The sequence below is a fragment of the Ruegeria sp. CG1 genome, assembly GCF_056537265.1.
In genome coordinates this window covers 356,699-370,967 of the sequence record NZ_JBQFRF010000004.1, presented here as the reverse complement: position 1 = coordinate 370,967, position 14,269 = coordinate 356,699, and the positions used below count along the sequence as shown (strand labels likewise).

Sequence of the window (14,269 nt, the reverse complement as noted above, 5' to 3'; positions counted from 1 at the left end):
ACAATCTGACCCTCAAGGACTCGACTCTTTGAGGGTCAAGAACATATAAGAACAAATGTAGAACATTTGGGGGTTTTATATGTTCGGCGGGATGCAGCGCCGTATCGTTTCACTCTGGTTTCCCCGGCTGGCAAGTGACCGGGCTTTGCGTGTGCGCCCGGTCGATGGGCCGTTTGTTCTGACGCTGAAACAGAACAATGCAAACCGGGTGTATTGCCTGAATGTACAGGCCCAGCGGCAGGGCCTGCACAGCGGCATGCCCTATTCCGATGCCCGCGCCTTTTGCCCCGATCTGCAAAGCCATCCTGCCGACCCGCAAGGGGATCAACGGTTTCTGCACGCCCTGCGCCGCTGGGCCACGCGCTATTGCCCCTGGGTCGGGCTGGAAGGTGAGGATGGGCTGGTTCTGGACATCACAGGATCGGCGCATCTTGCGGGCGGGGAAGAGATGATGCTGACCGACATACGCAGGCGTCTGGCCCGGGCCGGGCTGGCGGTGCAGATCGGTCTGGCCCCGACACGCGGTGCGGCCTGGGCTTTGGCCCATTATGGCGAAGGGGTTGCGACCCAGGATACGCTGAAGGCCATCCGCGCCCTGCCAGTGGCAGCACTGCGGCTGGATGAGGATACCTCGGTCGCGCTGCAACGGCTGGGACTGCGCCGGATTGGCGAACTGGCGCAAACCCCGCGCGCGCCGCTGACACGCCGCTTTGGCCCCGAGGTACTGATGCGGCTGGATCAGGCGTTGGGGGATCAGCCCGAACAGATTACCCCGCTGGCCGATCCGCCCCATTACGGCGTGCGCATGACCCTGCCCGAGCCCATTGGGCTGTTGTCCGACATGATGGCCGGGGCGGAACGGCTGCTGGAACGGCTCTGCGACAAGCTGAAAGCGCAGGAAATGGGCGCGCGCAAGCTGTGCATGACCTTGCGCCGGGTGGATCAGGATCATCAGCAGGTCGAACTGCGGCTGGCCCGGCCTCTGCGTGATCCATATCGCATCCTGCCCCTGTTCGAGCGTGGACTGGCCGAGGTGGATGCAGGCTTTGGCGTCGATCAGCTGCGGCTGGAGGCTACGCTGGTGGAACCCCTGCCGGTGCGCCAGATCAGCCGCGCCGCAAGCCGGGGCAAAGATCAGCTGGATGACCTGATCACCCGCATCGGCACCCGGATCGGGCTGGAACAGATCCACCGCCTGCTGCCCGCGCAAAGCCATATCCCCGAACGCAGCTTTATCATCTCGCCCGCCGCCTATTCCGACCCTGCAGGCGGGTGGGTCGCTCTGCGCCCGCGCCCCCTGCAGCTGTTTCCGCCGGAACCCATCGCCGGATCGGGCCCACACCCGCCGCGCCGCTTTCGCTGGCGACGCATGTCGCTGACCACAGGCCGCTCAACCGGCCCCGAACGCATCTGCCCCGAATGGTGGCTGGAAGATGAGAACTGGCGCACGGGCTTGCGTGATTACTGGCAGGTTGAAACCCGGCAGGGGCGGCGGTTGTGGCTGTATTACACGCCGCAAAATCCGGGATGGTTCGTGCATGGGGAATTCGCATGAGCAAACCGAACCCGCCCAGTTCCCACGCGCAGGACCCCGGCTATGCCGAGCTGGGCGTAACCACCAACTTCACCTTCCTGACCGGAGCCTCACACCCAGAAGAGCTGGTAACCCGCGCGGCAGAGCTGGGCCTGAAGGCCATCGCGATCACCGACCGGAACTCTCTGGCCGGGGTGGTCCGGGGCTGGAGCGCATTGAAAGAGCTGCGGCGCGAGGCGGAAGGCGCGGTTCAGATCCGCTCGCAACACCGGGTTGATTCCTCATCCCGGCAAGAGGTCGGGCATGTGCAGCCGATCGACAAACCGGATGTGCCCGCTCTGCCCAAGCTGATCGTCGGCTGCCGTCTGGTTCTGCGCGACAGCGCGGTGGACTGGCTGGCCCTGCCCCGCGACCGCGCCGCCTATCAGCGACTGACCCGCCTGCTGACGCTGGGCAAGCGACGGGCCGAGAAAGGCGACTGTCATCTGGATTTGAAAGACATGCTGGCGGCCTGTCAGGGGATGATCCTAATCGCGCTGCCTCAGGCGGGGTTGAAACAGGCCATCCCCGACATTCAGACCGTCCGGCGGCAATTCCCCAATGCGGTGTTTCTGGGGGCCGTGCCGCGTTATGACGGCAGCGACCGGGCCTATCTGACGGCCTGTGCGCAGGCGGCGCTGCGGGCCTCGGCCCCGATGGTGGCGGTGGGCGATGTGCTGATGCACCGTGGCAGCCGCCGCCAACTGGCCGATGTGCTGACCTGCATGCGCGAACACATCACGATTGACCAGATCGGCACCCGCGCCCTGCCCAATGCGGAACGGCGGCTAAAAAGCTATGCGGATATGGCCCGGCTGTTTCAGGACCACCCCGGCGCGCTGCGCCGCACGCTGGAAATCGCCGACCGCTGCAGCTTTGACTTAAATGAGTTGTCTTATGAATACCCCGACGAGATCGCCAGTTCTGAGACCCCGCTGGCGCGACTGGAACGTCTGGCGCGCGAGGGGTTGAAACGGCGCTATCCCGATGGCCCGACCGAGAAGGCCATCAACCTGATGGAAAAGGAACTGGCCCTGGTCGCCGATCTGGATTTCCCGGCCTATTTCCTGACCGTGCATGACATTGTGCAATTCGCCCGCTCGCAGGGCATTCTTTGCCAGGGGCGCGGATCAGCCGCCAATTCGATCCTGTGTTATCTGCTGGGCATCACCGATGTCAGCCCCGACATGATCGCCATGGTGTTCGAGCGTTTTGTCTCGAAGTACCGGGGTGAGCCGCCGGATATCGATGTGGATTTCGAACACGAGCGGCGCGAAGAGGTGATCCAGTGGATTTACGAGCAATATGGCCGCCACCGCGCGGGCCTCTGTGCCACGGTCATCCATTTCCGATCCCGCGCGGCAATCCGCGAGGTGGGCAAGGTGATGGGCCTGTCTCAGGACGTGACCGCGGGCCTGTCCGGCCAGATCTGGGGGATGAGCAATGGCGGCGTTGATGCCGAGAGGTTGCAGGAACTGGGCCTCGACCTCAAAGACCGGCGCCTGATGCAGACGGTTCGCCTGATTGGCGAGATCATCGGCTTCCCGCGCCATCTGTCGCAGCATGTGGGCGGGTTCGTCATCACCAAAGGGCGGCTGGATGAGCTATGCCCGATCGAAAACGCCGCGATGGAAGACCGCACCGTGATCGAATGGGACAAGGATGACATCGACGCGCTTGGCATTCTGAAGGTGGATATATTGGGGCTGGGGATGCTCAGTTGCATCCGCAAGGCGTTTGACTTGATGCAACAGCACAACAGCGAAACCCTCAGCATCGCGACCGTCCCGCAAGAGGACACGGCGACCTATGACATGCTGTGTGCCGCTGATGCGGTGGGCGTGTTTCAGGTCGAAAGCCGGGCACAAATGAATTTCCTGCCCCGGATGCGACCGCGCGAATTCTACGATCTGGTGATCGAGGTTGCCATCGTCCGCCCCGGCCCTATCCAGGGCGATATGGTGCAGCCCTATATCCGACGGCGCAACGGGCTGGAAAAATCCGAACCCTTCGGCCCTGCCTTGGAAGAGGTGACGCGGCGCACGCTGGGCGTGCCGCTGTTTCAGGAACAGGCCCTGCAAATCGCCGTGGTTGGTGCAGGGTTTTCGGCGGAAGAGGCGGATCACCTGCGCCGCTCGCTGGCCTCATTCCGGCGCATGGGGACGATTGGCACCTATCGCGACAAGTTCATCGCGGGGATGCTGAACAACGGCTATACGCCCGAGGTCGCCGACCGCTGCTTTGGCCAGATCGAAGGCTTTGCCGATTACGGCTTTCCCGAAAGCCACGCAGCGGCTTTTGCCATGCTGGCCTATGTCTCGGCCTGGATGAAATGCCACCACCCGGCGATCTTTGCCTGCGCGCTGCTGAACTCGCAGCCCATGGGGTTTTATGCCCCCGCCCAAATCGTGCGCGACGCGCGCGAGCATGGGGTCGAGATCCGTCCGGTCTGCGTCAACGCCTCGGAATGGGACAATCTGCTGGAACGCCGTGCCGATGGGGCGCTGGCCCTGCGGCTGGGTTTTCGTCAGATCAAGGGATTCAAGCAGGAAGACGCAGACTGGATCGTGGCCGCGCGGGGCAATGGGTATCCGGACCCCGAAACGCTGTGGCTGCGGGCCGGGCTGCGCCCGGATGTTCTGACCCGTCTGGCCGAGGCAGATGCGTTCTCCGGCATGGACCTGACCCGGCGCGACGCCCTGTGGCATGTCAAAGCCATCCGCAGCCGAACCGCCCTGCCGCTGTTCAATGACCCGATCGATGGCGAAAGCATCAGTGAGCCGCAGGTGAACCTGCCGGTCATGCATCTGGGCGAGGAGGTGGTCGAGGATTACGTCTCGACCCGTCTGACCCTGCGCTCGCACCCGATGGAGCTGTTGCGCCCGTCCCTGCCCGGCCTTGTGCCGCATGCCACGCTGCAGGACATCCCGCTGGGTCGCTACAGCGTCTGCGGGCTGGTGATCACGCGCCAGCGGCCGGGAACTGCCTCGGGTGTGATCTTTCTGACGCTCGAGGATGAAACCGGGGTCAGCAATGTGGTTGTCTGGCCCAAGGTCTATGAACGCTTTCGCCGCATCGTGATGGGCGGGCGGTTGCTGCAGGTCCGCGGGTATCTGCAGCGCGAGGGGATCGTCGTGCATCTGATCGCGCAGGAAATCACCGATATGTCGCACAAACTGTCCGAGCTTGGGCATCCTCTGGACGAGGCCATCGGCATCACCCAACCGCAGGCGGATGACACCCCGCGCCCCCGGCAGAACGGCCCGAGCGCCCGCCATCCGCGCGAACAGGCCAAGCGTCTGTTCCCAAGTCGGGATTTTCACTAGAACCCGCGCCAGCATAAGGCCAGTTTCAAAGAAACATCCGGCTAGCGTGATCCGGTCACCTCTTTCCCTTGCCCTTGCCCGCAATATGTTGCACCACACACGGGTTCAAACCCGGTGAACGGGCCAAAGGATAAGGACAAGGCGCATGGCTGACGGATCGATCGACATCAACGCAAAACCCACCGAGGACATTTCGGTTCGCGAGGTGTTTGGCATTGACAGCGATATGGCAGTCAAAGGCTTTGCCGAACGCAGCGACCGCGTGCCGGTGATCGATCCGACCTACAAGTTCGATCCCGAAACCACGCTGGCGATTCTTGCGGGCTTTACCCATAACCGCCGGGTGATGATTCAGGGCTATCACGGCACCGGGAAATCGACCCACATCGAACAGGTCGCCGCCCGCCTGAACTGGCCCGCCGTGCGTGTGAACCTCGACAGCCATATCAGCCGGATCGACCTGATCGGTAAGGACGCGATCAAACTGCGCGACGGCAAGCAGGTCACCGAATTCCACGAAGGCATCCTGCCCTGGGCTCTGCGCAACCCGGTTGCAATCGTATTCGACGAATATGACGCGGGCCGTGCGGACGTGATGTTCGTGATCCAGCGCGTGCTGGAGCATGACGGCAAGCTGACCTTGCTGGACCAGAATGAAATCATCACGCCGAACCCCAACTTCCGTCTGTTTGCGACTGCCAACACCGTCGGTCTGGGCGACACCACCGGCCTCTATCACGGTACACAGCAGATCAACCAGGCGCAGATGGACCGCTGGTCGCTGGTCTCGACGCTGAACTACCTCAGCCACGATGCCGAGACTATGATCGTTCTGTCGAAAGCGCCGCATTACAACACCGCCGAGGGCCGCAAGACCGTCAGCCAGATGGTCACCGTCGCCGACCTGACCCGGACCGCCTTCATGAACGGCGATCTGTCCACCGTGATGAGCCCCCGGACCGTGATCAACTGGGCCCAAAACGCAGAAATCTTCCGCAACATCGGCTATGCCTTCCGCCTGTCGTTCCTGAACAAATGTGACGAGCTAGAGCGCCAGACGGTTGCTGAGTTCTATCAGCGCTGCTTTGATGAGGAACTGCCGGAAAGCGCGGCGAGCGCGAGCTTGGGCTAAGCAATATGAATTGCGCCCTGCGGGGCGCAATGCCTCCGGCGGAGGTATTTTTGGCCAGATGAAGGGGGATCCGGTTTCGCATTGATGCGGCGGGTCACTGCAACACAAAGGGCGATTGAACATGGTGCAGAAGAACGACAATCCTGCTGATCCGTTCAAGAAGGCTCTGGCCGAGGCTACTAAAGTTATGGCCGACGACCCCGAATTGTCGGTGAGCTACACTGTTGATCCATCGGGCCTGTCGGGCGAGTCGATGCGTTTGCCGCAGGTCTCACGCCGGATGACGCGCGAAGAGGTTCTGTTGGCGCGCGGGACGGCAGACGCATTAGCTTTACATCGCAAATATCATGATGACGCGACCCATGCGCGATATGCCCCTCCGGGTGATATGGCACGGGATCTTTATGAGGCGATGGAGACCGCCCGGTGCGAGGCGATGGGTGCGCGGGACATGCCCGGCACCGCGTCGAATATCGACGTCAAGATCGGGCATGAGGCGATCCGGCGCGGCTATGATCAGTGCAAACAGCCTGCGGATGCGCCATTGGCTGTGGCGGCGGGTTATCTGATCCGGCATCTGGCCACCGGGCGCGACATGCCGCCTGCCGCCGAGAATGTCATGAACCTGTGGCGCGGATTTATCGAGGAACAGGCCGGCGGGACGCTGGAAAACCTTGACGAAATCCTTTCGGACCAGGCCGAATTTGCCAAGTTTGCCCGACAGATGATCAAAGATCTGGGTTACGGCGATCAGCTGGGTGATGACCCGGATGAACTGGACGACGAACAGGAAGATCAGGCCGAAGAAGACGCCGAAGAGCAGCCCGATCCCGACAGCACCGGGCAGGATGATCAGGACGAACAGGACGCCGATGCAACCCCTGAACAAACTCAGGAAGAACAGCAGGACCAGTCTCAGGCCCAGGTCTCGATGGACGAGATGGCCGAGGATGAGATGGGCGATGAGGCTGAAATGCCCGAGGGCGAGGCTCCGCTGGAACCCCCTGCTCCTCCGCCCGCATCCGAGGCTGATCCGGACTACAAGGTCTACCTGAACACCCATGACGAAGAGATTGCTGCCGAGGATCTGGCGGAACCGGCTGAACTGGAGCGCCTGCGGGCGTACCTTGACCAGCAGCTTGAACCGCTGAAAGGCGCAGTGAGCCGTCTGGCCAACAAGTTGCAACGCCGCCTGCAGGCGCAGCAGAACCGGTCTTGGGAATTCGACCGCGAGGAAGGCATTCTGGATGCCGGACGTCTTGCGCGTGTCGTGGCCAACCCGACCACGCCGCTAAGCTTCAAGGTCGAAAAAGATACCGAATTCCGCGATACAGTGGTGACGCTGCTTCTGGACAATTCCGGCTCGATGCGGGGCCGTCCGATCTCGATTGCCGCGATCTGTGCAGATGTCCTGGCGCGGACGCTGGAACGTTGCAACGTCAAGGTCGAGATTCTGGGCTTTACCACCCGGGCCTGGAAAGGCGGTCAGGCGCGCGAGGCGTGGCTGAACGATGGCCGCCCGCAACAACCGGGGCGTCTGAACGATCTGCGCCACATCATCTACAAAGGCGCCGATGCCCCATGGCGTCGCGCGCGACCCAATCTGGGTCTGATGATGAAAGAGGGCCTGCTGAAGGAAAACATCGACGGTGAGGCGCTGGAATGGGCGCATCGCCGGATGCTCGCGCGGCGTGAGGCCCGCAAGATCCTGATGGTGATCTCGGATGGCGCTCCGGTCGATGATTCAACGCTCAGCGTGAACCCGGCGAACTATCTGGAAAAACACCTGCGCGACGTGATTGCGATGGTGGAAAAACGCAAGATGGTGGAATTGCTGGCCATCGGGATCGGCCATGACGTGACACGGTATTATGACCGCGCCGTCACGATCACCGATGTCGAGCAGCTTGCAGGTGCTATGACCGAGCAGTTGGCCGCACTGTTCGACAGCGACCCGCGCGCCCGCGCGCGCGTGATGGGGATGAAGCGGGCCAGTTGACGGCCCTGCTTCGACAGTGCAGACTTAGTGCCATCCAAGCCAGTTTTTGCACCGCTGAAGGCGACTTTGCTTATGGTGGCGCAACGGATAGCGCATAAGCGCTATATCGAAGGGCAGGAACATCATTCGTTCTCCTGTTTATCTGCTTGGATAGTGTCCAAACCCTGCCCGGCCTGCTTGTAGCTGGTCCTGAGATACGCCCTAGAAACCCTTGAGATTGTTGTTGAACCTTGTCGTTCCGCGAGAAACGGAGTGTATTTGCCCCATGCGCTATGAGTTTGCAGACTGTATTCTGGATGTGGATCGACACGTCCTGACCCGCCGGGGTGAGCCCGTCGCAATCGAACCTCAGGTATTCGATCTGTTGGTCCTCTTGGCCCAGCACCCAGGTAAGCTGGTGCCCCGGGACGAGATCATCGCGCGGGTATGGAGCGGCCGCTTTGTCTCGGATTCTACCATCAGCGCACGTATCGCAGCGGCGCGTAAAGCAGTCGGCGATGATGGCAAAGCGCAGCGGATCATTCGGACAGTCGTACGGCGCGGGTTGCAAATGGCGGCGGATGTGATCTGCGACGCAGACACCAGTTCAGGCGTAGAAAACCATACACAACGGCTGCGTTACGCGCGCGGTGCGAAGGGCCGCGCTGTTCCATACACGCTTTCCGGTGATGGGTTGCCGCTGCTGCGCATCGGTTCGGTCGTGCACGATCTGGAGGCGGAATGGCGCATCCCGTCCGAGCGTACCCGGTTGCAGGACATGGCAAACCGTTTCCGCCTGTTACGCTACAACAAGGACAATGACGTCAGCTCAAACATCGACCATCAGGCGGTGTATGACCGCAGAATAGAAGAAATCCTGACCGTCGTGAATGCAGCGGGGTTTGACCGCTTTTCCATTCTCGGTGAAATGGGCGGCACCTTCCCTGCCCTACACTTCGCCGCAAGGCACCCCGAGCGGATTGACAAGCTGATTATCTCCGGCGGATGGGCAGAAGGGCGAGATTACCGGGAAGATACCAAACAACCCGACTCGATCCGGTCACTGATCGCGGAAGGCTGGAACACGCCGGGCAGCGGCTATGCTATGGGCGCTGAATTCAGCTATTTTCCAGAAGGTCCGCTGGATAGCGTTCGGCACATGGTCAATGAATTGCAGACACTTTATTCAAGCGAGGAAAGACTTCACTACCGTGACATCGCCAATAGCACCTCGGTGCTGCAACTTCTTCCGATGGTGCAATGCCCCACTCTGGTTCTGCACGGGCGGCACACAGCCGTTCACCCCCTGTCCGAGGCGCGCAAACTGGCGGCTGGAATCCCCAATGCCTCGCTCGTGATCCTTGAGACCGGCAACCAGATACCATTGCCTGGAAATGAGGCCTACAACCCGTATATCCAGGCCATTCAACGCTTTCTTGAGACAGAAGAATAGTGTGCGCCGGGGCGCTGGACATTTCCTACCGCAGGCCGCAGGTTTGCGCGCAGCAAGACCGACGAATGAGGCCGCCCATGTTCCAGAGTTTCGAAGTGACCGCACGCCCCGAGCAAGGCCCACCACGACTGGCCGCTTTGCGGGACGAGCTGGCGCGCGAAGGCCTGCAGGGCTTCCTGATCCCGCGTGCGGATGCGCATCAGGGTGAATATGTGGCCCCTCGGGACGAAAGGCTGGCCTGGCTTACCGGATTCACCGGTTCTGCGGGGTTTTGCGCGGCGCTCACGGACATTGCCGGGGTTTTCATCGACGGGCGCTATCGCACTCAGGTAAAGGCCCAGGTCGCACAGGATTACACGCCGGTCCCATGGCCAGATGTCAGCCTGAGCGCCTGGTTGAAAGAGCAATTGCCAAATGGCGGCAAAGTCGGGTTTGATCCGTGGCTCCACGCTGCGGGACAGATTTCGTCTGCACAGAAAGAGCTTGAAGGCAGCGGCGTCGAACTGGTGCGCTGTGATAACCTTGTAGACCGAATTTGGGCGGATCAACCCGACCCTCCGATGAATCCTGTCAGGGCACATCCGATTGAATTTGCAGGTGAAAGCGCCGAGAGCAAAATCAAGCGCCTCGCGAGTGACCTGCAGAGCGCAGATCGCGCGGCAGCGGTGATCACCTTGCCGGATTCGATCATGTGGTTGTTGAATATCCGCGGCGCGGACATCGCATACAACCCTGTGGCCCATGGCTTTGCCATCCTGCACGGTGATGGGCGGGTGGATCTGTTCATGGCCGCTGCCAAACTGAACGGGCTGAAGGATCATCTGGTCCCGCAGGTCACCCAACACCAACCCGACGCGTTCCTGACAGCGGTTGAGGCACTTGAAGGCAAGGTACAGGTCGATCCGGGAACGGTTCCGCAGATCGTAGCGGATGCGTTGGGGGACCGTATGGTCGATGGCGGCGATCCCTGCGCCCTGCCCAAAGCCCGCAAGAACCCGGCCGAAATCGCAGGCACGGCCGAGGCACATCTGCGAGATGCCGCAGCGGTGATCGAACTGCTGTGTTGGTTGGACGCGCAGAAGCCCGGCACCCTGACCGAGACACAGGTAGTAACGCGGCTGGAAGAAAGCCGCCGCCGGGACAACGCGCTGCAGGATATCTCATTCGACACCATCGCGGGCACCGGGCCGAACGGGGCCATCATGCATTATCGCGTGACCGAGGAAATCGACAGCAGGCTGGAAAACGGTCACCTGCTGGTGCTGGACAGCGGTGGGCAATATCTGGACGGCACCACCGATATCACCCGCACAATTGCAATCGGCGATGTTGGGGATGAGGAGAAGGCCTGCTTTACACGCGTCCTCAAAGGCATGATCGCCATGTCGATGCTACGCTGGCCTGTTGGCTTGGCAGGACGCGATATCGAATGCGTAGCGCGGCTGCCGCTATGGCTGGCCGGGCAGGATTTCAACCATGGGGTCGGTCATGGGGTCGGTACCTATCTCAGCGTGCATGAGGGCCCTCAGCGCCTGTCTCGGGTCAGCCATGTCCCGCTTGAGCCGGGTATGATCCTGTCGAACGAGCCGGGATATTACCGCGAGGGTGCTTTTGGCATCCGGCTTGAGAACCTTGTCGTAGTGGAAGAGGCCCCAAACCTGCCCAACGGTGACGACGAACGCGCCATGCTGAACTGGCGTACGCTGACTTATGTCCCAATCGACAGGCGTTTGATTGTAGTCGATATGCTGACACGAGAGGAACGTGCTTGGCTGAACGCCTATCACCGCGACGTGGCGGAAAAAGTCCGGCCAAGGCTGGGCGACGCCGCTCAACTGTGGTTGGATGCCGCAACCGCACCGGTCTGACACCGGATTGTTACATAGTTTGGGCAGAGGAGAAGCCCTGACACGACGAGGGAAGGAACAGGAATGACAGACACCATCACGATCCGCAAAGCACCGGGCAAATGGAGCGTCCGCTCAGGCGGCGCGATTTTGGGTGAAACCAACAACGCGCTGGAACTTCTGGAAGGCGACAAAGACCCGGTTATCTACTTCCCGCGTGCGGACATTGCGATGGCCTTTCTAGATCGGACCAACAAAGTCACCCAATGCGCAGGCAAGGGAGACGCCACGCATTTCTCGATCGTAAACAAATCCTCAGTCACCGAAAACGCCGCTTGGAGTTATGAAAACCCGATCGACGCGGTGGCCGAAATCAAGGATCACTTGGCCTTTTATCCCGCAGACTCGATCAAGGTGGAACAACTCTGATCCAAGTATCCGTGCAGGACCGGATCGATCTGCAAAACGGCGAAAATCCTCAGAACCTGCCCTGTCCACAATGTTGCGAGGTGACCATGACAAAGCGTCTATTGAATTCCGCAGGCACGATTGCGACCCTGACGATGGCCTTTTCAATGGCCCTGCCCGCCGCAAGCTCTGCCAACACCGGTCTGGCCAATCCCGCGGCAACATATTGCATCGCGCAAGGCGGGCTCTACGGTATACATGACGGCCCGGACGGTCAGAGCGGTATCTGCCAATTGCCCGACGGCACCCGGATCGATGCCTGGACCTATTTTCGCGAACACCATGCGGGCGCGGATGGCAGCAAGCCGGTCGGCCTTGCAAATCCCGCCGCCGTGTACTGTGGCTCAATTGGAGGCGAATATGACCTGACCACGTCTCGCTGCGCACTGAGCGACGGTACGTCCGCCGATGCATGGGAGCTGTACCGCAAGGCACATGGAAAAACGCATCAGGTGGTGAACCCCGCAGCAGCCTACTGCCTTGAGATCGGCGGCAGCTACAAGATCAAAGACACTGGTTCGGGTCAGGTGGGTATATGCACCAAGCCGGACGGCACCTCGCAGGACGCATGGGCCCTGTTCCGTACGGAAAATCCCGAGTGATCCGATCCGGTAATCAAGCCCGACATCCACACCCAAAATGAACTTGAAGCCCCGATTGAGCCGCAGTTTACCGAAGATCAGAGCGCGTGTTAGTGACCGTTTTGCGACAGCCTGATCGCGTCCATTAAGTCGCCTTGGCTAATTTTCAGGTTTTCCTGCAACGCAAGCATATTATCTGGCTGCTGATTACACTGGGGTTCGCCTTCCTCGCTTTCGATGAAGGGTTCGAGATTCACGAAGGTCTGGACAAGGCGTTTCACCGCTTTTTCGGGATTTCGCAAACCAGCCTGACCGACCGGATCGACGACATACCTGATCCCCGGATTTGCCCTTCTGGCCGCATCCTTGGTGCACGATGCCGTTACAAATGACAACGCCTTGTTTCTGTGAGTCGATATCCCCGGGGCCAATGTTCTTGATGTAAAACTGCCCCTTCGCGCGCTTGAAGAAGTTGCAAAGTTGATGCCCGAGGTGGAGTTCCTTGCCTGTTTCGTTCAGGTTCTTCGATAGGTCAAATCGACCTCTGATCAGCCATTCGATGCAATCTCTGCACCGGCGGCCGAGAAAGCCTGCCAATAAACACACACCCGCCTCGAAACAGTAAGTCGCAACATAGGTTTCAGAATCACCCGTGCCGCGATTGCAGTAGCCCTGGACGATCTGCTGTTCTAGTGTCGCGCAGCGACCAGACATAGGACTCGGGAATGAAAATCGCCACCGCCGCCTACGACCTCGATTGGCTCGATAGTTGGGCTCAATATGAAGACAAGCTTGAGGCATGGGTTTCCGAGGCCGCAGGACAAGGTGCCGACCTTCTGGTCTTTCCCGAATATGGCGCAATGGAGTTGTCGACGCTCGACGGCCCTAAGGTGGCCGGTGATCTCGAACGCTCAATCCGGGCGGTTTCCGACCGGATGGAAGATGTACAAGTTGTGCATTCGCGCCTTGCAAAGATGTACAACACATACATTCTGGGGGCTTCCGCCCCGGTCATCGACGGACCAGGGCGCCCGGTGAACCGCGCAGTGTTCTACGCTCCTGACGGTCGTCTCGATCATCAGGACAAGCAGATCATGACACGGTTTGAACGCGAGGCCTGGGACATCGCCCCGGGCGGTTCGTTGAAACTGTTTGATACCGCATTGGGTAAAATCGGCGTTCTGATCTGCTATGACAGTGAGTTCCCTCTCTTGGGCCGGGCCCTGAGCGAGGCCGATTTGATCCTCGTACCATCCTGCACCGAAGCCCTGTCCGGGTATTGGCGTGTGCGGATCGGCGCCATGTCTCGTGCCCTTGAAAATCAATGCGTTACGGTAATGTCATCGTTAGTTGGCGGCAATGAATGGTCCGAAGCAGTCGACATGAATACCGGCATGGGTGGCGTGTTTGGCCCGCCCGATATCGGGTTCCCACCGACGGGAGTGCTTGCCGAGGGCACGCTGAATACCGCCGGCTGGACCTATGCCGAGGCCGACCTGTCCACAATTGCAAACGTCCGCGCAGACGGGTGGGTGTTGAACCGCACGCACTGGACCGAGCAAGACGCTCGGGTCGATTCAGTCACAATATCACCCCTTTAGGTGACTTCGCCCTTGAAATAAGGCCGAAATAGGCTCATTTAAGCGCACGATCTGCAGATTCTGCAGGTGCAACCTAATGATGGAGACAACATGGCCAAGGAAGATACGCTCGAATTTCCCGGTGTCGTGAAGGAACTCCTGCCTAATGCGACGTTTCGGGTCGAGCTGGAAAACGGCCATGAGATCATCGCACATACGGCAGGCAAGATGCGCAAGAACCGCATCCGTGTTCTGGCCGGCGACAAAGTTCAGGTCGAAATGACCCCATATGATCTGACCAAGGGTCGGATCAACTATCGCTTCAAGTAAC

11 protein-coding genes are annotated in these 14,269 nt (G+C 60.4%); all 11 read left to right on the top strand.

Annotation, left to right across the window (positions count from 1 at the left end):
* Positions 1-79 precede the first annotated feature (79 nt).
* The gene (locus ACR0AU_RS14205; RefSeq protein WP_480795826.1) at positions 80-1,555 is read left to right on the top strand and encodes a Y-family DNA polymerase; all 1,476 of its coding nucleotides are present in this window, start codon (positions 80-82) and stop codon (positions 1,553-1,555) included.
* Complete coding sequence (locus tag ACR0AU_RS14200; protein ID WP_480795825.1) at positions 1,552-4,899, top strand: error-prone DNA polymerase; 3,348 nt, start codon at positions 1,552-1,554, stop codon at positions 4,897-4,899. The genes ACR0AU_RS14205 and ACR0AU_RS14200 overlap by 4 nt, the downstream gene beginning before the upstream one ends.
* Positions 4,900-5,044: 145 nt before the next feature.
* A complete protein-coding gene (cobS, locus tag ACR0AU_RS14195) occupies positions 5,045-6,031 on the top strand; it encodes a cobaltochelatase subunit CobS (RefSeq protein WP_010437533.1) in 987 nt (328 codons plus the stop codon).
* Positions 6,032-6,152: 121 nt separating this feature from the next.
* Positions 6,153-8,030 (top strand): cobaltochelatase subunit CobT, encoded by a 1,878-nt coding sequence (gene cobT / locus ACR0AU_RS14190; protein ID WP_170733711.1) that lies wholly within the window; start codon positions 6,153-6,155, stop codon positions 8,028-8,030.
* A 265-nt stretch (positions 8,031-8,295) separates the two neighbouring features.
* On the top strand, positions 8,296-9,462 hold the full coding sequence (locus ACR0AU_RS14185; protein ID WP_480795824.1) for an alpha/beta hydrolase: 1,167 nt from the start codon (positions 8,296-8,298) through the stop codon (positions 9,460-9,462).
* A gap of 77 nt (positions 9,463-9,539) precedes the next feature.
* A complete protein-coding gene (locus ACR0AU_RS14180; RefSeq protein WP_480795823.1) occupies positions 9,540-11,330 on the top strand; it encodes an aminopeptidase P family protein in 1,791 nt (596 codons plus the stop codon).
* A gap of 63 nt (positions 11,331-11,393) precedes the next feature.
* Positions 11,394-11,738, top strand: coding sequence for a DUF427 domain-containing protein (locus ACR0AU_RS14175; RefSeq protein WP_170392698.1), 345 nt, complete (start codon positions 11,394-11,396; stop codon positions 11,736-11,738).
* 86 nt (positions 11,739-11,824) lie between these two features.
* Positions 11,825-12,379 carry a DUF333 domain-containing protein gene (locus ACR0AU_RS14170; protein ID WP_480795822.1) on the top strand — a complete coding sequence of 185 codons (555 nt, stop codon included), beginning with the start codon at positions 11,825-11,827 and terminating at the stop codon, positions 12,377-12,379.
* A 134-nt stretch (positions 12,380-12,513) separates the two neighbouring features.
* A complete protein-coding gene (locus tag ACR0AU_RS14165; RefSeq protein WP_170648561.1) occupies positions 12,514-12,750 on the top strand; it encodes a hypothetical protein in 237 nt (78 codons plus the stop codon).
* A gap of 333 nt (positions 12,751-13,083) precedes the next feature.
* Positions 13,084-13,959: a carbon-nitrogen hydrolase family protein gene (locus ACR0AU_RS14160; protein ID WP_170402459.1), complete on the top strand. Its 876-nt coding sequence runs from the start codon at positions 13,084-13,086 to the stop codon at positions 13,957-13,959.
* A gap of 90 nt (positions 13,960-14,049) precedes the next feature.
* Positions 14,050-14,268, top strand: coding sequence for a translation initiation factor IF-1 (infA, locus tag ACR0AU_RS14155; RefSeq protein WP_005978431.1), 219 nt, complete (start codon positions 14,050-14,052; stop codon positions 14,266-14,268).
* The last annotated feature ends 1 nt before the right edge of the window (position 14,269 follow it).

What these genes read in the sequence shown, in the direction of transcription:
- ACR0AU_RS14205 (WP_480795826.1), top strand. Translation starts at nt 80, where the DNA reads ATGTTCGGCGGGATGCAGCGCCGTATCGTTTCACTCTGGTTTCCCCGG.
- ACR0AU_RS14200 (WP_480795825.1), top strand. Translation starts at nt 1,552, where the DNA reads ATGAGCAAACCGAACCCGCCCAGTTCCCACGCGCAGGACCCCGGCTAT.
- cobS (WP_010437533.1), top strand. Translation starts at nt 5,045, where the DNA reads ATGGCTGACGGATCGATCGACATCAACGCAAAACCCACCGAGGACATT.
- cobT (WP_170733711.1), top strand. Translation starts at nt 6,153, where the DNA reads ATGGTGCAGAAGAACGACAATCCTGCTGATCCGTTCAAGAAGGCTCTG.
- ACR0AU_RS14185 (WP_480795824.1), top strand. Translation starts at nt 8,296, where the DNA reads ATGCGCTATGAGTTTGCAGACTGTATTCTGGATGTGGATCGACACGTC.
- ACR0AU_RS14180 (WP_480795823.1), top strand. Translation starts at nt 9,540, where the DNA reads ATGTTCCAGAGTTTCGAAGTGACCGCACGCCCCGAGCAAGGCCCACCA.
- ACR0AU_RS14175 (WP_170392698.1), top strand. Translation starts at nt 11,394, where the DNA reads ATGACAGACACCATCACGATCCGCAAAGCACCGGGCAAATGGAGCGTC.
- ACR0AU_RS14170 (WP_480795822.1), top strand. Translation starts at nt 11,825, where the DNA reads ATGACAAAGCGTCTATTGAATTCCGCAGGCACGATTGCGACCCTGACG.
- ACR0AU_RS14160 (WP_170402459.1), top strand. Translation starts at nt 13,084, where the DNA reads ATGAAAATCGCCACCGCCGCCTACGACCTCGATTGGCTCGATAGTTGG.
- infA (WP_005978431.1), top strand. Translation starts at nt 14,050, where the DNA reads ATGGCCAAGGAAGATACGCTCGAATTTCCCGGTGTCGTGAAGGAACTC.